The following is a 22,931-nucleotide window of genomic DNA, read 5'->3' as shown; positions in this document are numbered from 1 at the left end:
TCAGCCGCCCCCGGTTACGGGCTGACCTGGAAAGGGTTCGACCCATTCCAATGGATACCCCCACAAGGCCCAGCCATCCGTGCCTTCTGGGAACCAATAGATGTTGGTATAGCCCCATTCGATTGCGCGGCGGGCTGCGTTCCAACTCATCCAGCAGTCTTCAAGACAGAAGAATACAACTCCGTGGTCAACGTCGCCACGGGTGCCGGCCTCCAACCCCGATCGAAAATAGTCCGCTGTGACATCCGCGATTGCACCATAGCCCACATTGGGCAACCAGGTTGTTCCTGGAATGCTGTCGCGCGGCTTGTCGCGCCAAATCGTGCCCTCAGGCAGATTGGCAGGTTTGGGGGGCTGGGGCAAAACGTCGATAAACGCTGCACTCTGATCTTGCCAAAGGTTGTGGGCGTCTTCCGGGCCGATGGTTGTGCCGCCGGTTATCCGGTCCGGCACTGGCGCGCGGTAGTGATCCATGCGGTAGTCACTGGGTTCGGGGACGGTTTGCGCCGTCGCGGCGGTTGAGATCAGCGCGATTGTAACTGTTGCGCGTATCATTGCGACAGGTCCAGAACCTCGGTCCCCAGATCATTCACCAGCGGAACACCGGCCCCGGCCAACACAACGTTGATCTCCTCCTGACTGCGCCGGATCAATGAATTCAACTGCCGCTGCCAAACCTTTTCGCCCTGCCGCACACCCATGGTGATGCGGTAGAACAAACGTGGAGGCAGGTCTTCGCCAATCAGCGGAATCACTTTGAAACCTGGGTAGTCCGCCTTGACCAATGGTCCGCCCAACGGGCCCCAGAGGATGGCCGCGTCAATCTCGCCCGATTGCAGATCATCCAACATATCGATAGCCGGACTTTCTACGCGCCGATCGACGAAAAGGTTGTATGGCTTGGCCTGACCGATCAACCCGTTTCGCGCCATATGCGCGGCCGGAGGAGTACCTGCTACAATCCCGATCTTTCGCCCCTTGAGCGCCGGGTCATTCAATCGATCCACCTCTGTCAGATCGCTGTCCATCGGCACGATAAGCGCATAGGCGGACGTATAGTAGTGATTGGTGTTCTGCACCAACTCATGACCCTGCGCGTAGCCGATCACCACATCGCAACGTTTAGCGGCCAAAGTATTTCGAATGAACCCCGTCGCTTGGGGAAACCAGACATACTGAACAGGCAATTCCAACTTAGCAGCAATTAGCTCGGCCAGTTGGTTTTCGTACCCCGATCCGTCCTCGGTCGACACAGGGTAGTTGGCGGGGTCCGCGCAAACGCGAAAGGCTGTCTTTGATACTAGGTCAGAAGTTTGGGCCTGCGTAGGCAGCGCCTGACCGAGCCACATGCCAAGTGCCGTCAGAGCAATACAAGCATTAACCCATGCACGCATCTTCATCCTCGCGGATCACGTCAGATTTCGCCTCTTTTTTGGGTGGGCGACCGCGCGGAATCGCGCCCGATCCATGAGCCTTCAAGTATACATAGATGTCATCCAGAAAGCACATCACATTCGGGTTGTCGCCAAATCCCGGCATCACCGAGTTTTCAGCGGCGTTCACCACTTGGCGACCGTTCGTAGCGATGTCGACAAAGTCGTAGTAATCCATATCTAACGCCGACTCTTTCAAAGCAGGCGCATAGGTCGAACCTTCACCATCTGGTCCGTGACAAACATGGCATTCCGCGTGATAGCGCCGGAAGCCGGAAAAGGTCATCCAGTCCACCGTTCCATCCTCGGCCACGTTGAATGTCGGAATATCGTCTTCGGTGTAGTACCGCCCATCCTCGGAATACGAGACTGCCAGATTATCTGCGGCCGCAGCAACAGGAAGGCAAGACACAAGAACAGATGCAAGAAGACGTACAGAGTGGTTCATTGAAAGCTCGTTTCTTTACAGGTGAAAACCGGCGCGGTCCGTTTGGGCCGCGCCGGTCGGTTCTTTGGCTTAGTTCGGCAGCGCGAACACAGTCAGCTGACCGCCAAGCGCGGTGTAGTCGCTGAGAGCAGCATAGCCACCCACGGCGCCAAGACCGTCATTCGGGTTGGTCAGACCAGCCGCCAGACCAATTCCGGCCCAGCCACCAACACCCGACAGGATGCCGATATACTGCTTGCCACCTTGCTCATACGTCATGACGTTTCCGATGATGCCAGAGGGTGTTTTGAACTTGTACAGTTCTTCACCGGTTTCAGCATGAACGGCCTTCAGATACCCTTCGAGAGTTCCGTAGAAGACAACGTCACCTGCTGTTGCCAGTGCACCGGACCAGACCGAGAATTGCTCGGGCAGCGACCACTTGATGCTTCCATCAGTGTTGTCCCAAGCAATGAAGTTACCCATACCACCATGGCTTTCAGGTGCTGGATACATCGCCAGCGTCGCACCTACATAGGGCTGACCAGCGGTGTAGGACACGCGGAACGGCTCATAATCCATGCAGACATGGTTGGTCGGCACGTACATCAGCTGAGTCTTCGGCGAATAGGCTGCAGGCTGTTGGTCTTTGGTACCCAGAGCCGCCGGGCAGATACCGGTCGAGTTTACGTCCTCGCCGTTCTGTTCCGTCGAATACTGCGCAACCACAGCCGGACGACCATAGGTGTCGCTGCTAGGATCCATGTCGACGCCTGTTGTCCAGTTCACAACCGGGTCGAATTTTTCGGCCACCAGCAGTTCACCTGTGACGCGGTCCATCGTGTACCCCAGACCGTTGCGGTCGAAATGGGTCAGCAGCTTGCGCTCGGTGCCATCAATTTCCTGTTCTGTAAGGATCATTTCATTGATGCCGTCATAGTCCCATTCATCATGTGGCGTCATCTGGTAGAACCATCTTGCCACACCGGTGTCGATATCGCGCGCCATGACGGTCATGGACCAACGATTGTCACCGGGGCGCTGCGCCGGGTTCCAGGTCGACGGGTTACCCGTGCCATAATACATCAGGTTCTCGTCCAGATCGGCAGAATACCAGCCCCAAGTGGTGCCGCCACCGATCTTCCACTGATCGCCTTCCCAGGTATTGGTGCCCGAGTCCGCGCCAACCGGCTTGCCCAGATGAGTGGTTTTGTCCGGATCAACCAGGATGTCCGAATCCGGCCCCATGGAATAGGCGCGCCAGACTTGCTCACCCGAGTTCATATCGTAGGCCGTAACCGACCCGCGCACACCGAACTCACCACCTGAAATGCCGACGATGACCTTGTCCTTGATAGGCAGAACCGTAGCGGTGTTCGTTTCACCAATCGCCGGGTCACCATTTTGGACTTCCCAAACAACATCACCGGATTTGGCATCCAGCGCCACAACCTTGGTGTCCGCCTGATGCAGGAAGATCTTGCCGTCTGCGTAGGCCACACCACGGTTAACAGTGTCACAGCACATCACCGGAATTACATCCGGGTCCTGCTTGGGCTCGTACTTCCAGACGATCTTGCCGTCATTGGCCAGATCCAGAGCATAGACAATATTCGGGAACGGCGTGTGGACATACATCATGTCGCCAATCACCAGCGGCGAACCTTCGTGCCCGCGCAGAACGCCGGTCGAGAAAGTCCACGCCACCTGCAGATCACCAACGTTGTCTGCGTTGATCTGATCCAATGCCGAATAGCGCTGATTTTTGTAGTCGCCCGTCTGGATCGCCCATTGTTTCGAGTTCTCCATCTGGGCAACCAGGTCGTCATTGGCATAAGCCGCAGTGGCCAGTGCAACGGCAATCCCGGAGGTCCAAAGCGATAGATTTTTCATTCAATCTCCTCCCTTTCGTGCAGCGATCTCGCTGCATTGCAACACCTCACCCAGGTCGGATTGCGGTGTCTGTTTATGCTCGCCCAGACCGGCCCTTTTCCGGTCACATCGACGGGCAAGCAACTCGATCTCTTACGACCCGGTGTCCTCAAAGGTCGCAAGATATGCGATGATATTGGTGCGATCGTCCTCCTTACGCAGCCCAGCAAAGGTCATCTTGATCCCCTTCGCATAGTCGCGTGGTTTGGTCAGAAACGCGTCCAGTTCTTCGGGTGTCCAAACCAGCCCTTCTTCGGACAGGGAAATCAGCACTGGTGAATAGCCAAACCCCTCAACGGTGGCAGCCTGACGGCCAACGATACCATTCAGCATTGGACCCACCTTATTTTCGGCCCCCTCGCCCACAGCGTGACAGGCTTTGCACTTGCGGAAAACTTTCTCACCCGCTTCGGGATCGCCTTCGGCACTTGCGAAGGTGGGTGCAAGCATGAGGCAGGTTGCCATGAATACCGTTCTGAACACTATCATTCTTTCCTTTCTGTTTTCATTGGCTTAGACGTTCGGCGTGCCATTCGACGTGGTCCCGCGCAAAGCTATTCACGAAGAAATACGAATGGTCATACCCTTCCTGAATTCTGATCTGTCCGGGTTGGCGGCGCTTGGCCATCATGTTGGCCAGGGCCTCGGGTTTGAGCAAATCGAGAAACTGATCATCCGCACCCTGATCAATCAGCAGATCGCCTTTCCAGCCGTGTTCTTCCAACAAAAGAGTTGCATCATGCTCGACCCAGGTGTTTTCGTCGTCACCCAGATAGCTGCTGAGCTGTTTGCGGCCCCAATCCGAACGCGTCGGATGAGCAATCGGTGCAAATGCTGAAAGAGATCCGAATTTGTCGGCGTTCCGTATCGCGATCGTAATCGCGCCGTGCCCCCCCATGGAATGACCCGTGATCCCATGTCGATCCTGAACCGGGAAGTTCCTCACAACAATGTCGCGCAACTCGTCGACGATGTAATCATACATCCTGAAATGTGACCGCCACGGATCGCGGGTGGCGTTCACATAAAACCCTGCCCCCTGCCCCAAATCATAGGCGTCGTCATCCGCAACGTTGTCGCCGCGCGGAGAGGTGTCAGGAAACACCACAGCAACGCCGTAATCCGCCGCGGCCTCCTGAAAGCCGCCTTTGGTCATCGCGTTTTCATGGGTGCAGGTCAGGCCGGACAAATACCACAACACCGGCACCGGACCGGATTTTGCCTGAGGCGGCAGGTAGATGGCAAAGATCATCTCACAATCGCATGTCTCGGAGGAGTGTGAGAAGACAGTCTGCTCCCCTCCGAAACTGCGATTTTGTGAGATGGCCTTTAGATCCATGTTAGTACTCCACTACCGCTCTGATCGACTTACCTTCGTGCATCAGGTCAAAGCCCTGATTGATCTCATCTAGCGTCAGCTTGTGGGTGATCATGGGATCGATCTCGATCTTGCCGTCCATGTACCAGTCGACGATTTTTGGGACATCCGTCCGACCCTTAGCGCCGCCAAACGCCGTTCCGCGCCACGTCCGGCCGGTGACCAGTTGGAAGGGACGGGTCGAAATTTCGGCTCCAGCTGGCGCAACACCGATAATGATGCTTTCACCCCACCCTTTGTGCGCGCATTCCAAAGCGATGCGCATCACTCCAACGTTGCCCGTGGCGTCAAAGGTGTAGTCTGAACCACCCCCAGTCAATTCAACCAGATGCGCCACCAGATCGCCTTCGACATTTGCTGGGTTGACGAAATCGGTCATCCCGAAACGCGTCGCCATTTCTGCCTTGCCATCGTTCAGATCGACACCAACGATCTGATCCGCGCCAGCCATGCGAAGTCCCTGAATGACGTTCAGGCCGATACCTCCGAGACCGAACACAACACCGCGCGAACCGATCTCGACCTTGGCGGTGTTGATTACCGCCCCGATACCAGTGGTGACGCCACAGCCGATGTAGCAAATCTTGTCGAAGGGCGCGTCTTTGCGCACTTTGGCCAACGCGATTTCTGGCACCACCGTGTGATTGGCGAAGGTCGAACAGCCCATGTAGTGATGGATCGGCGTGCCATCCAACATGCTGAACCGGGTTGTTCCATCCGGCAACAGACCCGCCCCCTGCGTCGCGCGGACTTTCTGACACAGGTTCGTCTTGGGGTTCAGGCAATATTCGCACTCGCGGCATTCGGGGGTGTAAAGCGGGATCACATGGTCCCCAACCTCAAGGCTGGTCACACCTTCCCCAACCTCCAGAACAACTCCAGCACCTTCATGTCCCAGAATTGCAGGAAATATCCCTTCGGGGTCATCGCCCGAACGGGTAAACTCGTCGGTATGGCATAGACCGGTCGCCTTCACCTCGATCAGGACTTCGCCTGCTTTCGGGCCATCAAGTTCAACCTCCATTATTTCCAAAGGTTGGCCTGCCGCCACAGCAACCGCCGCGCGTGTTCTCATTTCTGTCGGTCCTCCCCTGCGCCGGAATCATTCAGACCGGCAGCTTGGGTCGAGTATGAGGGTCAGCCCCTTGTTCAAACAATTAAGACAATGGTGTGTATTGGGTTAAATGGACTTAGCGCGCAGATTTCATGCATAATATCCGCGTGGAGGAGAGCTGCGATGTCGAACGGCAAGCTGATTGTTATGGCACTGGCTTGGCTCGGTACGGCTGGTCCAAGTATTGCAGCGGATTTTTCCGATCCAACCTGGCCGTGTGTTCAACGCAAAGTCGAAGATCTGTCGTTGGGTCTTATGTGGCCGCACCAGGTTAGTGAGAGTGAATCCACACAAAACAGCGCCGACATTGACGAAATCGTCGGACTGCTGGCCCTGAGACGGATCGAACTGGAAGACCTGAAGCCCCAAGTCGCGGATTTTGCAGCGCGCTACAGCGGGGATTCGGATGTATTAGGAATGGTGTTCCAGCGTGTCTTCGAAACCTTGTCGAAACGACGCAAGCGCATCATCGCCGGGATCGGAGAGTTTTCACTGAATCAGATCGACATAGCCAAAAAAATTGATCTGGCCCGAGTGGAAATGGAGCAAGCCCTTTCTGCTGACCCGCCGGATTATGACCGCGTCGATGCCCTTGAAGAGCAGTTGGATTGGGACCAGTTGATTTATACAGACCGTCAGCGCTCGATCACCTATCTCTGCGAAACTCCTCAAATAATTGAGCGCCGTCTGTTTGCGATCTCGCAAATGCTGCAGCAGTTGACGTCGGATCAGGGTTAAAGCGCCAGCCAAAAACGGAGGGATACATGAGACCCTTACTGATCATCTTGTTAGCTCTTACGCCACCATACGCTTTTGGCCAGTCACCGCTCAGTGGCGTTGACATGACATTGCCTAAAATGACCGAAACGCAGATGACCCGCGCCGACGTTGTCGCCCGGTTGGACACCGCCATGACCGACAAACCCGCCGATTTCACCCGGGTTTGGCTAAACAATCTGGACTTGTCCGAACTGGATTTCAGCAATGCGATTCTAAGGGCGGCGTCAATGAACGGCGCGGATTTGTCCGGATCAACTCTCGACGGTGCGATTCTGAGCCAGGCCTGGATGATAGGCGCTAACCTTTCTGGCGCATCGCTTATTGGGGCGGAGCTCTTTCAGACCCAGCTCAGCAAGGCAGACCTGAGCGACACTGATTTCACAAATGCCAGAACGGCTGCTGACTTCACCAAGGCGAACCTGACCCGCGCAGTGTTCAGAGGGGCAGATTTCTCGGCTGATATGCGCAATCAGTCCATGGGGCTAATGCGCGGCGTTTTAACTTCGGCTCGTGGATCGGACGTGGATTTCACCGACGCGAATATGTCCCGCGCCGATCTGGAATTTGCCAAGCTGCCAAACGCGAATTTCACCGGGGCAGACCTGTCGATGGCCACATTGGGCGGCGCAGACCTGTCTGGAGCCACGTTGTCTGGTGCTGATTTTAGAAACGCTGATCTAACCTCAACACGGCTGACGGATGTCCAGGACGCAGATCAGACCAACCTGGAAGCAGCAAAAAACCTGACGCGCGCCATTCGTTAACGGGTTATTCCCATTCAAGTTCGGTAAACGCGACCGTTGCGTTGCGCGGATTATAAGCCTCAAACAGTTCCCAGTTTGCCTCTTCGCCTTGCGCAATTGTTTCAACCGCATCGCCCAGACGTTCGCCGCCGTCAATTGCTGCCCGCGTGTCCGCCTCGAGCACAACCAGATAGCGAACCATATCCTCGGCACCTACCGGCCAGGCCAGGACCGGCCCGCCATGACCAGGCACGATTTGGGCGACATCCATCCCGGTCATCTTTTTGAGAACACGCTGCCAACCGATCAAAGCGCCATCCAGGGCCGGAGTGTGCCGATGAAACACCAGATCGCCGGTGAACATAACACCGGTGTTCACATCCAATACCGTCAGATCATTCCCGGTATGGGCCCTCTCCCAGGCCCGCAGGATCAGTTTCCGCCCGCCCAAATCAATCTCTTCCTCGGATTTAACCGCGATATCGACTGTAATTGGCCCAACACCCACATAAGCGTCGGGGCCGATCGCGGCGCTCAGGCTTTCGACGTAGTTGCCGAGCCTGTCCAGAAGCGCTCTTTCCAAGCCCACATGACCAACAACCAGCGCCCCTGAAAGAGTCAAAGGTGCCGTTCCGAGTGTGTGATCGGGATGCATATGGGTCAATATTACGTGACTGACGGGTTTGTCCGTCTCTGCCCGAACGGCACGCCAGACGGCCTCGCCCATCCAGGGTGCTGTTCCCGTATCGATCACCGCAACACTGTCTTGGCCGACGACAAATCCGATATTCGAGACGTCGCCCAGATTGTCCGCGTTCGGCTCCTCGATCAAACCACGATGCACAAACAGGCCGGGTGCAACTTCATCGAATTTCAATTCCACCCCAATAACTTGGCAGAAGGGATCACCTCTGTGTCCATCAGAAAGCGACGGAGGCCGCGCCTTTAGCTTCTGCTCGCAGTCAGCTTGGTATTCGGCTTCGTAGCCCGGCAAAAGCTGCTCTCTGCACGGCTCGGTCGCGGCCTGCGCGCATAGCAAAATCACGGCCTCAAACATGGCAACCCTCCGTTCGGAACACTGGCACAGTTCGCTGCCAGAACCACACCACCTTTCGTCGGCATGTATTTTCTTGGTGTTTTATGACATATTCTGCGACACCGGTTGCCGGAGGAGACGACATGGCCAGAACACTAGCACCCGCAACGATCCTTTCACTTGCGCTATTCTTGCCCGCGTGGGCAGATCAACCGGTGAAGAATCCGCTGGTCGACGGCGAGACCTGGCATGACCTTCAGTTTGATGTGGTGGGTGATGCCAAGATCGGGAACGCGGACACGCTGCTTTCGCTGGATGCTCCCTATCGGGCGCATGACGCAGCAACAGTGCCCATCGTTCTGAAGCAACTTGATCCCAATGCCAAGATATCCGCCGCCACCGTTGTAATCGACGAAAACCCAGCTCCAATTGCAGGTGTCTTCACCTTTTCACCGGCCATGGGAGAACTGGATTTCGAGATGCGCGTTCGGGTGAACCAGTATTCGAATGTCCGCGTGATCGCTGAAACGCCCGACGGGCTCCACATGACAGGCCGGTTTGTCAAAGCCTCGGGCGGCTGTTCAGCGCCAGCCAGCAAAGACCCCGAGGTCGCTTTGGCGTCGATGGGCAAGATGAAACTGCGCAGTTTTGGGCAAGAAGCACAGGTATCGACACCGCGCCGTGAAGCTCAGATCATGATCCGGCACCCGAACTATTCCGGTCTGCAGCGCGATCAGGTCACGCAACTGTTCATTCCGGCGCACTTCATCGACCATATCGAAGTTTGGCAGGGCGAAGAGCTGTTGTTCACCATGGACGGCGGCATCTCTATCTCGGAAAACCCTGCTTTCCGGTTTGCCTATAACGACAACGGCACGACCATGTTGACGGTCAAGGCCACAGATACCGAGGGCAATACTTTTGAGAAAGACCTGCCCAAGGCTGCGGCCAGCTAAGCGCCCTCAGCGTCAATCTCAGAAGCAGACAACCTCGGCTTCAGCCTGCGCCCGGCGCAGGTCAGCCACCATGGTTTCGGCTAAAACCGCATTTTTGAAGAACGCCATGCGTTCGCCTCCGACGCGGCGCATCGAAAGGACGGTTTCCGCCTTTTCGTATTGCTCATATGGCAGGATCGAAGCGATCAGATCGATTGAGCATGAACACCGGTCCAACATCTCGCGGGTTTGGCCGTTTGTGACCATGCAAGCGAATACGTAGTCCGCGCGTGCGGCGGTCGGGTAGTCGTTAAGCCGGTCTGCAACGCTTTGCGCCGACACTACGACCGGCACGATCAGTAAAGCCGCGAACATAGCATTGAAAGACATGCGACTACGTTCCCATTTACGGACCCATGTTATCATTCGCGACTCTCCTGCAAACCTTCAAACTGAATCTCCGATCTATAGACAGTCAAGTCGCCGCCTTCCGGCACGACTTCCGCCACAAAGCTCAGATACCAACCGGGAACTTCTTCTGACACCGTGACGCTCAGGACGAGATCCCCGAACCCTTGCATCCGGTCCCGGTTCGGATCCTCGGCAAAGGGCCGCATGAAGATGGTCTGTACAGGGATGGTTTCGCCATTGAGCAACGCGTCACCCTCGATAATTTCGGCAGGTCGAACCAGCGCGTCTTTGACGCGGTTTCGGATGTAGAACGGGCTGCCCCCTGCAGACTCAGCCATATCCCGGACAACGCTTTCATAAAACACCATGATCATCGGATTCCCGACACTGGCCGGAAAAACTCCCATGGCGCGATGTTTGTCATTTTGGCGAAACTCCAGATGCGCCATCTCGGTTCCATCGTCCGCGAAGCTGAGCGCGATATCGCCGGTATCACGCTCGGCTGTGTCGGCCCGAAGCTGGTTTGTGACTGTGCGTTGGTAAACCAATTCTTTGTCACGTGCGATTGTGTCCAGAACACCATTGTGGAACAGCAAACCATAGGCCTGTTCCGCGTCAATCGAGGCCGCGGCCAAAGGATTAAGGCTCAAAAATGAAACCGCCAGCCCGCAAAGAAACAGTCTCATGATTTTGTCCTCCCATGAATGAAAGTATTGGCTATTCGCCCCATGTCACCGCCGACTTTTGTCGGTGTCGAGCGATTGAGTGGCCAGAGCGTGCTGAACCTTCCAGATGATCAAGGACCGGAGACGGGGCAGCTTGACCGGTTTTGTCATAACGGAAATCTCATGCCGCAATCCGTCTTTGCGCAAAGCTTCGCTGCGATCCGCCGTGATCAAAATCGCCGGAATCTGAGTCTGCGTCATCTCTCTGATTTGGCGAATTGTGTTCACACCAGTTTCACCATCATCCAGTTGGTAATCCGCTAGAATGATATCAGGCGGCATTCCTATATCTGTGATGAACTGCATGGCTTCCTGCGGTGACGGGGCTGGCAGAACACTGGCGCCATTCTGTTCTAGCCATTGCGTTGTGCCAAACAGAACATCACGGTCATTTTCGATAACCAATACGATGAAATCCAACGGCAGATCTCTGACGTTCGTCAAAAGATCCAATGGTTCAACAACACTTTGCTCGGTTTCGACCTTGTCCATTTCGATGCTAAAAACCGATCCCATCCCGGGTTTTGACCGAAGAGCCAGTTTGTGGCCCAAAAGCCGGCACGCGCGGTCCACGACGGACAAACCCAGTCCCATACCGGACCCAAGAGGCCCGTTTTCAGCGCGTGTAAATTCTTCGAACACACGTTCCTGATCTTTGCGTGCAATGCCAATACCCGTGTCCCAGACTTGCAGGATGACTTTGTCACCACGTCTGCGACACCCCACCAATACCCGACCACCGGGCTCAGTGTATTGGATGGCATTCACTACAAGATTCTGGATCGAGCGTAAAAGATAGACCGGATCGGAGTTCACGATTACCGAGCACAGAACCACATCAAGCTTCACATTTTTGTTCTCAGCGACCAGCATCTGGTCGCCTTGTATCCCTGCAATTATCGAGGCGAGGCTGACATCTGTGGGCGAGACCGTATCCGGGTCATCTGTTTCGAGCCGTGAGATATCCAGCAATGAATGCAACAACTGCTCGGCAGAACCGAATGCACCGTCTAGTCGCTCCATCATCTCATAAAGCTCGCTCTCGCGCGTGATCTCCAGCAAAGTTGAGATCATCAATTTTGCCGCATTGATAGGCTGAAGCAGGTCGTGACTGGCCGCAGCAAGGAACCGTGTCTTGGAAGACACCGCAGCTTCAGCGCGTTCTTTTGCGATCCGCAGCGCCTCTTCCACCTGGGCTTTTTCTTCGTATTCCTGAACCAGCTTGGCATTTGCATGGGTCAATTCTGCCGTACGTTCCATGACGCGGTTTTCCAGAGTCTCGGTCGCACGGGCTTCTAGCGTGACGTCTTTGAGTTCGACCAGAAAACCACCATCAGGCAGTTGGTTGACTTGTATATCCAAAACACGGTCCGATCCATCGCGTACACGTTTGCGCAGCCAGCCCCGATTTTTCAGCTCGTGCTGCCATCGACCGATTCTACGTTCATCATCGACCTTAATCAGCCCCCGTGTTCGCATCAGATCCAAAAGCGTTTTCACAGGTACGTTTCCCCGCAAAAGAGAGAGAGGCAGGTTCAGAATCTCTCGAAACCGCGCATTGTGCATCATGATCTGGGACTCAGACGAGAAGGTGCAAACGCCAGAGCTCATGTTTTGGAAAACCGCCTGAAGGTAGTCTTCCTGCCGGTCGATCAGGGTCTCTTTCTCGTCGCGGTTCCGACGCACAACCGAAGTGATATCGGTGAGCAGAATAACCACGTTCTGAGGTGACGTGTATTGCGCGCTGAATTGATACCAGCGATCGCCACGCAGTTCGACCACTTCACTTGACACCATGCCCGTATGGCAATTGCGTTCAAGCGTGTCCAACATGTTCGAGATACCATGGTCGGACGATACGAACTCAGGGCTGTTTTGTACCAATAGAAAGAACCGCCCAAGGCTAAGTCCAGGCCCGACAATGTCCGACATATCCGGGAAGATCGCCTGAAACAGCTCGTTACACAGGTTTAACTCACCATCAGTGAACAGCGCGAATCCTTCTTCCATGGAAGACAGCGCTTTGACGAGGCTTTTGCGTGTTTGCTCCCGTTCGTATCTGGCGCTTTCAAGTTCGGTGGTTGCCCGTTCCAGATCGCGGCTCTGCTCCATCACCTGCTGCTGCAACTCGATCGCGGACTGAAACGCCAGGAAGGCGGATGGCCCGACGTCCTTTTGGCGAATGGCACGCCGCATCAGCGCATCAATGATCTTGGCTTGTTTCGAGACCTGAATCTCGAGCGGATCGTCTGGATTAAGCATGGTCAGCTTAGGTCCCGCTTCTCCGGTTCAAAGAAGGCGACCCCCACAAAGGTCTGATTCATGTGTACACCGGATTGCTGTTCTCCGTAGGTGTTGAAACCAACAACCCGGTGGGATTGCAAAACGTCCGAGACCTGATTGCTCAGCTGTTTCTGTTCGATTTCCAGCTTGCGCAAAATACAGTCGAACCCAAGGATGAAATCCGGTGCCGTTCCGGTATTGCTGCGTACATCGAGCCCGGCTTTGAGCGTTTCGATGATCTCCTTCCCGCGTCCCAAAGTCATAATCAGGCCATCGTCTATCGCCGCAAGAAAGGACAGCGAGCCCCCGTCCATCGGTTCGCGAATGGCGCGCACGTAGTAATTCAGATTTTGCCGCAGAAGCAGCGGGTTTTCTGCAAAAACCAGCGGCGAAAGATCCTCGGCTGTGCAGCCGACCAGCCGCGCGTATTCCTGCGCCGCCGGGGCACCATTGATCTCATAGACCACACGCTCTTCCGGATTGGCATCGGTGATAATAATCTCTGACCCGATTGGCAGGAAATGGTCAAAACCGATGCCTTGAAAACCAAGGTTGGTCTCAATCAACAACAGGATAGCGGCATTGCTGTAGGCACTGCCGCCATGTAAAACAAACGTTTCTTCATATTGAAGGCCATCTCCGGCAGAGCCGCCAAAGATCGGCAATCCGTCAAGAACCGTTTCCAGAGTTGAGACCAGCAGATCTTCTTGCTTGGACAATCCATCCGAGAACACCAAAGCCAAACGGTTCCATCCCGCCGTATGACGGAATCTCTCGGCCTGACGTTGCGCGGTGGCTGCGATTTCCGTTGAATCCAACGGCCTGAGTTCCTCGTACAGAATGGAGGAGCATCGAAAGTTGGATTTCGGAAAGGCCAGCAGCAACAGCGCATCTGCTTCATAACCTGATCGCGTTATTTGCCCCGCAGTGGTGCAGCCGAAAACGGGAACGCCCGCGAGTTTCCAGTTCAGGCATCTCGACACTTCCGCCGGATCAAGATTGCTGGGAACAAAGGCCAAGACGAAGCACGATAAGTGACAATCCAATTCCGCACAGGCTTCTTCAACAGCGGTTTTTGCGTCCGAGTTTGTGGAACGGCCAATAGCGATGAAATTCGGTCCGTGCTCCAGATCCCGCATTTGCGCCCCCTAGTGCTGAAGAAAGGATTTAACCTCCGGCTCATGTCGCGACTGACGGGCGACAACCGAGTCGACCAGAACAGCGGCCTGGGTTCGATTGCGCACCCTAAGTCGACGCAGTAAAGCGGTGATATGCGCCTTGACGGTCGCCTCGGCCAACGACAGCTCGTATGCGATCTGTTTGTTCGATTGGCCCACACAAATAAGTTTGAGAATTTTGACCTGTTGCGGCGTCAGTGATGAAAGTTCAGGGCTGGATTGATAGACAATGCTCTCTACTGGCTTTGTCTCTTCAACCCGACTGTATTCGGCGGGCACATACTTACGGCCAGACGCGATTTCATGAATCGCGATCTTGAGTGTTTTCGCTGGCGTATCTTTGGGAAGGAACCCCATCGCACCATGTTCCAGCAAAGATCGCACAAGCTCTCCGGATGCAAGAGAGGAAATAACCAGAACCGGCACCTTCGGACAACGCTGTCGGAATTGTTGAAAACCCGAGATCCCTGTGACGTCTGGCAATTTGAGGTCAAACATGATCAGGTCAGGTTTGAAGCCCTCGCCAAGTATCTCAAATGATTGTGCGAGCGTGCTGGCTTTTTCAATCCGGCAATTCTCGAAACTCAGTTGCAACGCCGCAGCCAGTGCGTCGCTAAACAGCGGATGATCATCGACAATAAGCACGCTGGACACTCGGTCCAACGGTTCAGGGCATCCCGCAGTAAGCATGGCCTCTCCTCCAATGGGAAAAGTACATCATTTCTTGATCAGTTCAACTGTTTCATTTTGATACTTTCAAAAGATTCCATAGATAACAGAAGTTTGATAACTCGGAGGGTCTAATTTTTGAGGAATTTCCTGACAAATTCATTCAAATCAGGTGCCGCTACCTTGGGATCGAACACCTGCCTGTCAAAGTCTCGAATTTGTTCAAGGTGCCCGGATGAGGGTCCGTCCCGACGTAAGATCGCAACAGCAGTTTGTCGCATCCCGTTTGCGCGACCGGCCTTGGCGTAACCCCGCAAATCACGAACCAGGGGATCGAAAACCCTAATACGCTGCAATGCCTTTGAAGCGGCCACTTTATGCCCAGACATGCCTAAAACCAGACCAGCCAGAAAAACGACAGCGGCGATTGTGAAAGCTGGCCATTTCAGCAACGTCACAGGTGGCGCTACCTCCTCGGGGTCGTCAGTGGGCACCGCTCCGGTGACTGTGCCGTACGCAATGCGTTGTGGTGAAATCGTGACCTCACGAGCTTCGCGCGCGAAGGTGTCAAAATAGCTGAATTGCAGGGGTTCAACAATGCCCGACGTATCGTTAGACGGGCGAATGGTCCAGCGCCAGAATGCATAGGTTACTGGCCCCTCCGGGGTCAATTCGACTAGACGTTTCTCAGGATGCGCGAAGATCAGAGCCGAAGGTGAGGTCAACTCTGGCATCGGCGGGATCATCTCGGGGGTTGCACCTAAAGCCTCCAGCCGGATGACACGCAACACACCCTCACCCGGGGCGAGTTGATCCGGGGCATTGGACCATTGGTCTGAGATTTGCAACTTGCGTACCGGAAACCACCAATCCTTCGTGGCCGGGGCTTCAGTGACCTGAATGGACAGTGGTTCCGATTGAATCTCATGTTCAAACCAGTCGTCATTTTCGTCAGTCAGCGTCAACCGGTGAACGAATGGACCAATCGCAAGCTCGCCCGCCTCGACCGGATAGATTGCCATGCGCCGGGTAAACACTTTGAACTTCCGACCATTGATCCTTTCTTCCGACCAACTGTCCGGCCCAAGCTGCGCCCAGCTAAACCCTTCAAAATCGGGTTGGACTAGTTCCTCACGAGTGATGTGCCGGCGGTAAACACCCCGGATCGTCAAAAGCACCATCTCCCGGGTGAAGGGAACAGATCCGTTGTCTTCAATGGTAACCTCTATCGATGCCTCGGATGGCAGCACGGTCTTTAATTGGGCCAGCACCTGAACTGGGAAAACGATGAGAAGTAAGACCAACCACTTCATTCCGGGCTCTCCGCTTCAGGAGGCGAAAGGCCCAGCTTGACCCTGCGTTTGTATTCCTGCGCGATACGGGCCGCCATGAACTCACCCGGAACATCGGAAAGCTGATTGAGCCATCGTTGGTCCGCAACCATGAATTTGTCATCAAAGATTCGTCGCACACCCAATCGCCCGCGGCTGTCCAATTCCGCCAGTCCCAGCATCGTGTTCGAGTTTGTGACCTCGCTGCCCGTGCCCGCCGCGCGCGCATTTCCACGGGCCACAAAGCTTTCGGCTTTGGGACCTGACTTGCGTTCCGGGAAAAGGCCCAACGCCTCTGGCTCGATCTGCTGCGCCGCATAATAGGCGGCCAGCACATCGAAATTTGCCTGTGCATCCGGGCTACCCTTGCCGATGGCCTGATCATACGCCTCCAGTGCGGCGGCCAATTTACCGTTCTGGGCCTCGGCATTGCCGAGATTGTACTGGTCACCGGCGCTTTTGAACGCTTCGGCGGCTTCGTCGAAATCTCCAGAACGGTATAGGGCGACACCTTGCCAGTTGGGGTCAGATAACAGGTTTGCCGCCAACGGATATAGGCCAATCGCCAAGGCAACGCGGCCAAATGGGGCGGCACCGCCCAAAGCAAGAGCAAGAACGAAACATGCAACACCCGCGATCGCAAGCCATCTCATGCGCGTTCCCTCCAAAACAATACCAAGAGGGGGAACAGCGCCAAGAACAACAGATACCGCCCCAGATCGTGCCAAAACAATACCGGATAGTCTGCACGTTCCAACCGAGTTGCGGCATCATCGGCCAACCAAAGAGCCAGATCATCCATCTGGTCCAACGTAAACACGGCACCACCGCCTACACCGGCATGCGTTTGCGTTTGCGCCGTCGGAGACTGTAGCGACACCAAAGACACGCGCGCACTGCGCGACGCAAGAGACGCGACCTGTTGCAGCGAGAGTGAGCCCAATCCGGCTCCGTCCGTGAATATCACCACGTCCCCGGCCAAAATCCCGGCTTCTTCAATCCGTCGGAGCGCCAGTGCGAGTGCACGCTCAGGACGTGACCCTTTGTCGGGAACGGTTTCTCTGTCGATGAGAGAGAATGTTTGTCCCAATTGGCGGTGATCCGTTGTCATGTCCGTTGCGACATAGGCATCACCTGCAAATACAATGATGCCACCGGGCCGGGATCCAAGCGCGCTGACGCCAAAACGCCCCATGCTCAGCATTTGTGGCCAGCGGCTGTCATCCACCACGCTGTCTGATGCATCCACAAGGAACAGCACACCATCCAGATTGTGATAGGTTTGCGCGTCGCGCCGTTCGATGGCCGGGCCTGTAAGCGCGATGACAACGATCCCGCTGGTCAGCAGAAAAGCGACTGGCGTGAACGGGATCGAACCGCCTTCGATCCTGCCAATCGCCGCCATCGCTTTCATAAGCTGAGGATCGGTTACTCTGTCCCAGGCACCAAACCCACCGGGGCGAGATATTACCCACCAGCCCATCGCGCATAGGAAGAACACGGAAAGTCCCCAAAATGGCCTAAGAAGAGTGACATCCAAATCAGTCATTCCGCCTGCCTCCACGCCACAATTAAAGCAAGGGCTGCCGCCATTGCTGCGGGCCATGTCCAATAAGATTTGTGAACCTCAGCCGTAAGGCCCGCGCTATCCGTCGCTTCCAGCCGATCCAGAGCTTGAGCCACTTCGATCAGATCATCGGTGGTTTTGACGCGAAAAGCCTCTCCGCCCGATACCTCGGCAATGGCGCGCAAAGTCGCCGCATCAACCACTCCGCGTTCACCGACCTCAGCGCTTTGCAGGTCTTTGGGGCCAAGCGCAATTGTGTGAACCCGCACGCCCATTTCAGCGGCCAGCTCTGCGACGCCCCGAGGGTTCGTAGCCCCCGCGTTGTTCACCCCGTCCGATAACAGGATCACAACGCGCGACGCTGCCTGACTGTCAGCGAGCCGCTTCAACGCGAGGCCCAGTCCATCGGATATGTTGGTTGCACGACCCGATATGCCTATCGTGGCCTCTTCGATCCTTCGCGCAACAGCCTCGGTATCGAATGTGAAAGGCGTGGCGAAATAGGCTTCAGAGCCGAACACAATCAAAGCCACCCGGTCGCCAGCGCGGCGTCGGGCGAACTCGGACCCAACGCTTGTCACTGCCTCCAGCCGGGTGATCTGGCGCCCATCGAGATGAAAATCATCCCGCACCATCGAACCCGAAAGATCCAAAACAATCGCAAGATCCCGCCCGGAAACTTTCAACGCACTGACTGGTTGCAGCTCACGCGGACCGGACAAGGCAAAGACAGTCAGCGCCCAAATGGCCCACAAGATGAGGCGATCCGCCAAGCGATGGTTCGCGGCGTTAACCTGAGGACTTGCCGCCAACAGCATCCCGCCAATGCGATCCGGAACAGGGAACCCGCGTTCAAAGACTGGCCGTGGTTTGATCAGGCGAACAATCACCAAGGGCAACGGCAACAGAAGCAAAACCCAGGGATCAGCAAGCTCAAACACGGCCCGCAACCTCATCTAGCAGAGTCTCCAGATCGGGTCCTCCGCCGGGTTGGTAAAGCTCACCCCTTAGTTCCGCATAACGCGTCGGGTTCTGAACGCGTAGCCTATGTAAAAGCGCCACCTTGCGCCGATCCGCAGACCAACCGGGTCGATCTGCGAATAGTTCGGGCGTTTTCAAAGTTTTGTTTGCGGTGTCCTTGATACTCAGAAACCGAAGGATGGCAACGCAACCTACTGAGGCCAACGCTGCGATCCCGAATACAGCTGCGTATTCGGCGAACACCCCGCCCGCAGCCTCGGAGGGTAAGTGGATGTCTCGCAGACTGGCCAGCATTGTGGCCTCAGTGAGGGCCTTCTCGCTCATGGCACGTATCTTGCCGCAAAGGCCGAAGAAATGCGGCGAGAGGTTTCCTCAACCGGGTCGCTGGCGTTCACAACAAGCGCCGTATGTGCAGCAACCTTCTGGTAAATCAGCGCATCATCAGTCGTTGTCTTACCCAGGTAAACGCGCCTTTGCTGCCCGTCCGACAGGCGGATCGGATACCAACCGCTTGGCATCTCAAGTGTTTTGCTCTCAGTCAAAAGGACCAGACGTGGGTTTCGGCGATGATCAAGCCGATCCAACAGATCAGAAAACCCATCACCCTGATGATCAAAACCAGACGCGATGATGATCTCGGACCCGCTGGGCGTCAGTCTTTCAACACCAGTAAGCGATTGTTCCAGCGTCCACCTCTCATCCTCGCCGTTCTGCAAGGCGCTCAGACTGCGCGAATGAGCCTGAACCAGGCCGCCGATCACATCCAGCATCCCGCGTGTCTTGCCTCGTGGCGGAACAATCACGGATGTGTCGGTTGATATCGCCAGCAAGCCAACACGCCCGCCGCCTTCAACCATATGCCATCCGATCAAGGCCAGAGCCTCAGCGGCAGCAACAGAGAGAAACGCCCGCTGCAGGCCCCAAAACATCGGCGCGCGGAAATCGGCAACCAACAGGGCGACCCGATCCCGTTCCTCCTGAAACTGTCGGATATGCAGACGCCCTGTTCGGGCGGTGGTGCCGCGATCCAGATGTCGAATGTCATCCCCGGCTACGTATTCGCGAACATCTGCAACTTCGACGCCCTGCCCGCGCTTACGGGTCAAAAAACCGCCGGGCAAGGCAGCCAATTGAGGATTCTCGCGGTCGGCTATCGCAAGGTGCCGCAATGCAATCAGGGCATCTGTCCTCAGGCTTACGCCTGCATGTGCCAGCGCACCGCTCACAGCGGTTCGACCGTTTTCAGTATGTCGGCCACCAGCTCGCGCGGCTTTTTCCCATCCGCTACCGCCCTCCAGGTCATTACCATCCGGTGCGCCAGCGCATCCGGTGCAACGGCGGCCACATCCTCGGGCAACGCGAAATCTCGGCCTCGCAAATAGGCGCGCGCGCGCGACGCCGAAGCCAGAGCCAGTGACCCCCGAGGTGAGACTGCATGTTCCACATGTTCGGCAAACGGGCCTTCCCGGGTCGCGGTCACGAGGCGCACGATATAGTCTCGCAATTCCGGCGCCACATGCACAGCCTGTGCTTCAGCGCGCGCAATCATCAATTCCGCGAGCGTCATCTTTTGAACATCTGGCGGAGCATCCTGCGTTTCAGCAATGACCAAGTCGAGAATCTGACGTTCCGTTTCCAGATCCGGCAAGTTCAGAACCAAATGTAATAGGAATCTGTCCAGCTGCGCCTCGGGCAAGGGAAACGTCCCGTCATGTTCGATCGGGTTTTGTGTGGCAATGACCAGAAACGGGTCCGGCAGAGCGTGTGTTTCATTGCCAACTGTAACCTGATGCTCTGCCATGGATTCCAGCAGGGCGGACTGCACCTTTGGTGGAGCGCGGTTGATCTCGTCAACAAGCACCAAAGTGTGAAACACAGGCCCCGGTACAAATTCAAATCGCCCCTCCTGGGGCTGGTACACAGGCGTTCCTGTCACGTCGGAAGGCATCAGGTCCGGTGTGCACTGGATACGGGCAAAGCTGCCCTCGACAGCGTTCGACAGCCTTTTGACCGCGCGCGTTTTTGCCAGCCCGGGCGGTCCTTCCACAAGAAGGTGACCGCCTTCCAGCAACGCGATCAGCAAGGATTCCACCAGATGCTCGTGACCAACAAGCCCCTGGGACAAATACCCCGACAATCCCGCAATCGCGCACGGCGGGTTTTCAGACCTTGTGTCCATATGTCCTCCCATAGACTCCGAGGGCGCAATACCTGCGCTCAGGCTACCCGGAGTCGCCCGTTCAGCAAAACACAGCAGATGGTATTACCTGGGCACGAGGACGGATGTTGAGCAGCCTTCGTCAAACAAGGCTGCAAATTGTGGATCAGCCAGAGTCTCATCCGCCTGAGCCCAAAGGCGATCGTATTGCCGATCAATGTAGTCGATGAAGCCTGGGTCAATGGTTTGATCCGCAGGAGATTGCGCGACAGCATGCATCATGAAGATGTCAAACGCACACAGACCGCTTGGGTTCGAATTCAACAGAGCGCGCATAAATTCATGCGAACTCCACGGCAGCCGCTGCAAGTTCACAGGCGTTTCCTGCAGCTTGGACAAGAACCCCGTGGACTTATCATATAGCAGGATGTCCATGCCAAATGTGAAAGACTGAAACAACTCTTCCAGCAGGATCGACTTGTGAAAGTCCTTCTCAAGCTTGCCCGGGCGATCATGCGCCGGTTGCTTGACTACAATATGGGTCCCCTGCCCCCGACGACCAAAAAAAGTCTGCGCCATCGCCGGAGACGTCACCACATAGGCGCGCCCCTGAGGCAACCCAAGCTGATGTACTTCATTAAGCCAGTCGATATCAGCTGAAAGATCGCGATTGGGAGGGTATCCAGAATATAGCCGCAAAATCACAGTTCGGCCGGTTCCACAGTCCCGCGCTGAAAGTCCAGCGTAACGCATCGGGGTCGGATGACCAAAACTGTGCTTCAGCAATTCTCGAAATGTACTCAAAACCGCCAAAGTCTGTGGATGCGGCTTTTCGCCTACAAGGCACAGGGCTGCGCCCGCCAGATCGCGCCCGTTTATGTGAACGGGGATCGCCATGTCGCGCCCCAACATCGTTGAGCGCAGTTCATACCCCCATCCTTGCTGCGCAAGCTCGATATAGTTGCGTTTATCCGCATGAAGCGCGCCTGCAAAAGCAACAAGCAAAGTGATTTGCAACAGAAGATAGCGCATGCAATCCCTCATGAGGTGCTGTCAGACGAATTCTAACCAGTCTCAGTTTGCCGCAGAAACCGTGAACCTATCCAGAACAGAGTTGACGCCACTCGGCAAGAGCGGCGCTGCGTGTCAACTTGAAGGTGTCTCGGCCGGTCAGTGATCTTTCCTGGTTGAAGTGGTTGTAGACGGAGGAATGAACGGAGGCGAATTTCTGCAAACTTCGCATGCGCCTGAAACGTTGCATAGCGCGCTCTCTTCGTCGGAAAGGCAGGTGCGAATTCTCAACGCGGTTGTTGAGCCAACTGCCCGTCTGTTGTTTTTCGAGAGCACCCAAATCTCTGAGCGCTGCTTTGTAGGATGCAAACCGGTCGGTCACGACCTCCGCGGCGCAACCGTACCGTTTCATCAATTTCTTAAGGAATTTCAGTGCTGCAGCTTTGTTTCGGCGTTTGGTGACAACGGCTTCCAGCACCTCGCCCTCGTGATCAACAGCCCGCCACAGACAGTGTCGCTTGCCATTCACCTTCACAAAGACCTCGTCGACGTGCCATTTCCATTTCGAGTGTGCTCGCAATTGCTGAACTCGCTTTTGTCTGATCTCGGAGGCAAACATCGGGCCGAACCTGTTCCACCAATATCGGACGGTTTCGTGGCTCACGTCGATGCCTCGCTCGTGCAGCAGATCTTCGACATTCCGAAGCGAGAGCGGGAAACGGATGTAAAGCATCACGGCCAAGCGGATGATCTCGGGACTGGTTTTAAAGTATTTGAAAGAGGCAGGTCTGGTCAGGGGCAAAAGCTACGCAACACCCCTACCCCGCTCAAGCAAAGTT

25 protein-coding genes are annotated in these 22,931 nt (G+C 55.7%); 3 read left to right on the top strand and 22 right to left on the bottom strand.

Translation table 11 applies throughout. From position 1 onward, the window contains the following. The 7 genes from AC2FJF_RS00390 to AC2FJF_RS00360 form a co-directional block, all read right to left on the bottom strand. Entirely contained in the window at positions 1–555 is a 555-nt protein-coding gene (locus AC2FJF_RS00390; protein WP_496721960.1) for a PQQ-dependent catabolism-associated CXXCW motif protein, read from the bottom strand. Next, a complete protein-coding gene (locus AC2FJF_RS00385; RefSeq protein ID WP_496722951.1) occupies positions 552–1,349 on the bottom strand; it encodes a substrate-binding domain-containing protein in 798 nt (265 codons plus the stop codon). Before AC2FJF_RS00385 ends, AC2FJF_RS00390 begins: the two co-directional genes overlap by 4 nt. A gap of 28 nt (positions 1,350–1,377) precedes the next feature. Beyond that, on the bottom strand, positions 1,378–1,881 hold the full coding sequence (locus AC2FJF_RS00380) for a c-type cytochrome, methanol metabolism-related (RefSeq protein WP_496721958.1): 504 nt from the start codon (positions 1,879–1,881) through the stop codon (positions 1,378–1,380). Between the two features lie 69 nt (positions 1,882–1,950). Beyond that, positions 1,951–3,753: a lanthanide-dependent methanol dehydrogenase XoxF5 gene (xoxF5, locus tag AC2FJF_RS00375; protein WP_496721956.1), complete on the bottom strand. Its 1,803-nt coding sequence runs from the start codon at positions 3,751–3,753 to the stop codon at positions 1,951–1,953. Positions 3,754–3,885: 132 nt separating this feature from the next. Continuing rightward, the gene (locus AC2FJF_RS00370) at positions 3,886–4,242 is read right to left on the bottom strand and encodes a c-type cytochrome (protein ID WP_496721954.1); all 357 of its coding nucleotides are present in this window, start codon (positions 4,240–4,242) and stop codon (positions 3,886–3,888) included. Between the two features lie 55 nt (positions 4,243–4,297). Continuing rightward, positions 4,298–5,131 (bottom strand): S-formylglutathione hydrolase, encoded by an 834-nt coding sequence (gene fghA / locus AC2FJF_RS00365; RefSeq protein ID WP_496721952.1) that lies wholly within the window; start codon positions 5,129–5,131, stop codon positions 4,298–4,300. Between the two features lies 1 nt (position 5,132). Further along, positions 5,133–6,245 (bottom strand): S-(hydroxymethyl)glutathione dehydrogenase/class III alcohol dehydrogenase, encoded by a 1,113-nt coding sequence (locus tag AC2FJF_RS00360; protein WP_496721950.1) that lies wholly within the window; start codon positions 6,243–6,245, stop codon positions 5,133–5,135. A gap of 162 nt (positions 6,246–6,407) precedes the next feature. On the opposite strand from AC2FJF_RS00360, the gene AC2FJF_RS00355 reads away from it, so the two are divergent. Both AC2FJF_RS00355 and AC2FJF_RS00350 read left to right on the top strand, forming a co-directional pair. Next, on the top strand, positions 6,408–7,022 hold the full coding sequence (locus AC2FJF_RS00355) for a hypothetical protein (protein WP_496721948.1): 615 nt from the start codon (positions 6,408–6,410) through the stop codon (positions 7,020–7,022). Between the two features lie 26 nt (positions 7,023–7,048). Next, positions 7,049–7,828, top strand: coding sequence for a pentapeptide repeat-containing protein (locus tag AC2FJF_RS00350; protein ID WP_496721946.1), 780 nt, complete (start codon positions 7,049–7,051; stop codon positions 7,826–7,828). Between the two features lie 4 nt (positions 7,829–7,832). Here the strand turns inward: AC2FJF_RS00350 and AC2FJF_RS00345 are convergent, their stop codons facing one another. Then, positions 7,833–8,864, bottom strand: coding sequence for a quinoprotein relay system zinc metallohydrolase 2 (locus AC2FJF_RS00345; RefSeq protein WP_496721944.1), 1,032 nt, complete (start codon positions 8,862–8,864; stop codon positions 7,833–7,835). Positions 8,865–8,986: 122 nt separating this feature from the next. On the opposite strand from AC2FJF_RS00345, the gene AC2FJF_RS00340 reads away from it, so the two are divergent. Beyond that, the gene (locus AC2FJF_RS00340) at positions 8,987–9,799 is read left to right on the top strand and encodes a quinoprotein dehydrogenase-associated SoxYZ-like carrier (protein ID WP_496721942.1); all 813 of its coding nucleotides are present in this window, start codon (positions 8,987–8,989) and stop codon (positions 9,797–9,799) included. Positions 9,800–9,817: 18 nt separating this feature from the next. Here AC2FJF_RS00340 and AC2FJF_RS00335 read toward each other — a convergent pair whose 3' ends face one another. The 14 genes from AC2FJF_RS00335 to AC2FJF_RS00270 form a co-directional block, all read right to left on the bottom strand. Then, entirely contained in the window at positions 9,818–10,153 is a 336-nt protein-coding gene (locus tag AC2FJF_RS00335; protein WP_496722949.1) for a hypothetical protein, read from the bottom strand. Positions 10,154–10,200: 47 nt separating this feature from the next. Next, the gene (locus tag AC2FJF_RS00330) at positions 10,201–10,875 is read right to left on the bottom strand and encodes a hypothetical protein (RefSeq protein WP_496721940.1); all 675 of its coding nucleotides are present in this window, start codon (positions 10,873–10,875) and stop codon (positions 10,201–10,203) included. Positions 10,876–10,920: 45 nt separating this feature from the next. Then, complete coding sequence (locus AC2FJF_RS00325; protein ID WP_496721938.1) at positions 10,921–13,176, bottom strand: hybrid sensor histidine kinase/response regulator; 2,256 nt, start codon at positions 13,174–13,176, stop codon at positions 10,921–10,923. A gap of 2 nt (positions 13,177–13,178) precedes the next feature. Further along, a complete protein-coding gene (locus AC2FJF_RS00320) occupies positions 13,179–14,336 on the bottom strand; it encodes an FIST N-terminal domain-containing protein (RefSeq protein ID WP_496721937.1) in 1,158 nt (385 codons plus the stop codon). 9 nt (positions 14,337–14,345) lie between these two features. Next, complete coding sequence (locus AC2FJF_RS00315; protein ID WP_496721935.1) at positions 14,346–15,065, bottom strand: response regulator; 720 nt, start codon at positions 15,063–15,065, stop codon at positions 14,346–14,348. Between the two features lie 110 nt (positions 15,066–15,175). Next, positions 15,176–16,357 carry a hypothetical protein gene (locus tag AC2FJF_RS00310; protein ID WP_496721933.1) on the bottom strand — a complete coding sequence of 394 codons (1,182 nt, stop codon included), beginning with the start codon at positions 16,355–16,357 and terminating at the stop codon, positions 15,176–15,178. Continuing rightward, the gene (locus AC2FJF_RS00305; RefSeq protein WP_496721931.1) at positions 16,354–17,028 is read right to left on the bottom strand and encodes a hypothetical protein; all 675 of its coding nucleotides are present in this window, start codon (positions 17,026–17,028) and stop codon (positions 16,354–16,356) included. The genes AC2FJF_RS00310 and AC2FJF_RS00305 overlap by 4 nt, the downstream gene beginning before the upstream one ends. Then, positions 17,025–17,924 carry a vWA domain-containing protein gene (locus tag AC2FJF_RS00300; protein WP_496721929.1) on the bottom strand — a complete coding sequence of 300 codons (900 nt, stop codon included), beginning with the start codon at positions 17,922–17,924 and terminating at the stop codon, positions 17,025–17,027. The genes AC2FJF_RS00305 and AC2FJF_RS00300 overlap by 4 nt, the downstream gene beginning before the upstream one ends. Then, entirely contained in the window at positions 17,921–18,898 is a 978-nt protein-coding gene (locus AC2FJF_RS00295) for a VWA domain-containing protein (protein WP_496721927.1), read from the bottom strand. The genes AC2FJF_RS00300 and AC2FJF_RS00295 overlap by 4 nt, the downstream gene beginning before the upstream one ends. Further along, on the bottom strand, positions 18,876–19,247 hold the full coding sequence (locus AC2FJF_RS00290) for a hypothetical protein (RefSeq protein WP_496721925.1): 372 nt from the start codon (positions 19,245–19,247) through the stop codon (positions 18,876–18,878). The genes AC2FJF_RS00295 and AC2FJF_RS00290 overlap by 23 nt, the downstream gene beginning before the upstream one ends. After that, on the bottom strand, positions 19,244–20,149 hold the full coding sequence (locus tag AC2FJF_RS00285) for a DUF58 domain-containing protein (protein ID WP_496721923.1): 906 nt from the start codon (positions 20,147–20,149) through the stop codon (positions 19,244–19,246). Before AC2FJF_RS00285 ends, AC2FJF_RS00290 begins: the two co-directional genes overlap by 4 nt. Further along, positions 20,146–21,102 (bottom strand): AAA family ATPase, encoded by a 957-nt coding sequence (locus AC2FJF_RS00280; RefSeq protein WP_496721921.1) that lies wholly within the window; start codon positions 21,100–21,102, stop codon positions 20,146–20,148. The genes AC2FJF_RS00285 and AC2FJF_RS00280 overlap by 4 nt, the downstream gene beginning before the upstream one ends. Positions 21,103–21,186: 84 nt before the next feature. Beyond that, positions 21,187–22,113, bottom strand: coding sequence for a hypothetical protein (locus AC2FJF_RS00275; RefSeq protein WP_496721919.1), 927 nt, complete (start codon positions 22,111–22,113; stop codon positions 21,187–21,189). 67 nt (positions 22,114–22,180) lie between these two features. Continuing rightward, positions 22,181–22,894, bottom strand: coding sequence for an IS6 family transposase (locus tag AC2FJF_RS00270; RefSeq protein WP_496721917.1), 714 nt, complete (start codon positions 22,892–22,894; stop codon positions 22,181–22,183). Positions 22,895–22,931 lie beyond the last annotated feature (37 nt).

It is taken from the genome of Ruegeria sp. CDSB013 (assembly GCF_059611165.1).
This window is presented reverse-complemented; position numbering and strand designations above follow the sequence as displayed.

Coding starts and splice junctions, on each gene's coding strand:
- AC2FJF_RS00370 (WP_496721954.1), bottom strand. CDS start 4,242: ATGCTTGCACCCACCTTCGCAAGTGCCGAAGGCGATCCCGAAGCGGGT.
- AC2FJF_RS00340 (WP_496721942.1), top strand. CDS start 8,987: ATGGCCAGAACACTAGCACCCGCAACGATCCTTTCACTTGCGCTATTC.
- AC2FJF_RS00310 (WP_496721933.1), bottom strand. CDS start 16,357: ATGAAGTGGTTGGTCTTACTTCTCATCGTTTTCCCAGTTCAGGTGCTG.
- AC2FJF_RS00325 (WP_496721938.1), bottom strand. CDS start 13,176: ATGCTTAATCCAGACGATCCGCTCGAGATTCAGGTCTCGAAACAAGCC.
- AC2FJF_RS00350 (WP_496721946.1), top strand. CDS start 7,049: ATGAGACCCTTACTGATCATCTTGTTAGCTCTTACGCCACCATACGCT.
- AC2FJF_RS00320 (WP_496721937.1), bottom strand. CDS start 14,336: ATGCGGGATCTGGAGCACGGACCGAATTTCATCGCTATTGGCCGTTCC.
- AC2FJF_RS00335 (WP_496722949.1), bottom strand. CDS start 10,153: ATGTTCGCGGCTTTACTGATCGTGCCGGTCGTAGTGTCGGCGCAAAGC.
- AC2FJF_RS00275 (WP_496721919.1), bottom strand. CDS start 22,113: ATGCGCTATCTTCTGTTGCAAATCACTTTGCTTGTTGCTTTTGCAGGC.
- fghA (WP_496721952.1), bottom strand. CDS start 5,131: ATGGATCTAAAGGCCATCTCACAAAATCGCAGTTTCGGAGGGGAGCAG.
- xoxF5 (WP_496721956.1), bottom strand. CDS start 3,753: ATGAAAAATCTATCGCTTTGGACCTCCGGGATTGCCGTTGCACTGGCC.
- AC2FJF_RS00290 (WP_496721925.1), bottom strand. CDS start 19,247: ATGAGCGAGAAGGCCCTCACTGAGGCCACAATGCTGGCCAGTCTGCGA.
- AC2FJF_RS00295 (WP_496721927.1), bottom strand. CDS start 18,898: ATGAGGTTGCGGGCCGTGTTTGAGCTTGCTGATCCCTGGGTTTTGCTT.
- AC2FJF_RS00345 (WP_496721944.1), bottom strand. CDS start 8,864: ATGTTTGAGGCCGTGATTTTGCTATGCGCGCAGGCCGCGACCGAGCCG.
- AC2FJF_RS00380 (WP_496721958.1), bottom strand. CDS start 1,881: ATGAACCACTCTGTACGTCTTCTTGCATCTGTTCTTGTGTCTTGCCTT.
- AC2FJF_RS00330 (WP_496721940.1), bottom strand. CDS start 10,875: ATGAGACTGTTTCTTTGCGGGCTGGCGGTTTCATTTTTGAGCCTTAAT.
- AC2FJF_RS00315 (WP_496721935.1), bottom strand. CDS start 15,065: ATGCTTACTGCGGGATGCCCTGAACCGTTGGACCGAGTGTCCAGCGTG.
- AC2FJF_RS00390 (WP_496721960.1), bottom strand. CDS start 555: ATGATACGCGCAACAGTTACAATCGCGCTGATCTCAACCGCCGCGACG.
- AC2FJF_RS00360 (WP_496721950.1), bottom strand. CDS start 6,245: ATGAGAACACGCGCGGCGGTTGCTGTGGCGGCAGGCCAACCTTTGGAA.
- AC2FJF_RS00355 (WP_496721948.1), top strand. CDS start 6,408: ATGTCGAACGGCAAGCTGATTGTTATGGCACTGGCTTGGCTCGGTACG.
- AC2FJF_RS00385 (WP_496722951.1), bottom strand. CDS start 1,349: ATGTGGCTCGGTCAGGCGCTGCCTACGCAGGCCCAAACTTCTGACCTA.
- AC2FJF_RS00305 (WP_496721931.1), bottom strand. CDS start 17,028: ATGAGATGGCTTGCGATCGCGGGTGTTGCATGTTTCGTTCTTGCTCTT.
- AC2FJF_RS00280 (WP_496721921.1), bottom strand. CDS start 21,102: ATGGACACAAGGTCTGAAAACCCGCCGTGCGCGATTGCGGGATTGTCG.
- AC2FJF_RS00300 (WP_496721929.1), bottom strand. CDS start 17,924: ATGACTGATTTGGATGTCACTCTTCTTAGGCCATTTTGGGGACTTTCC.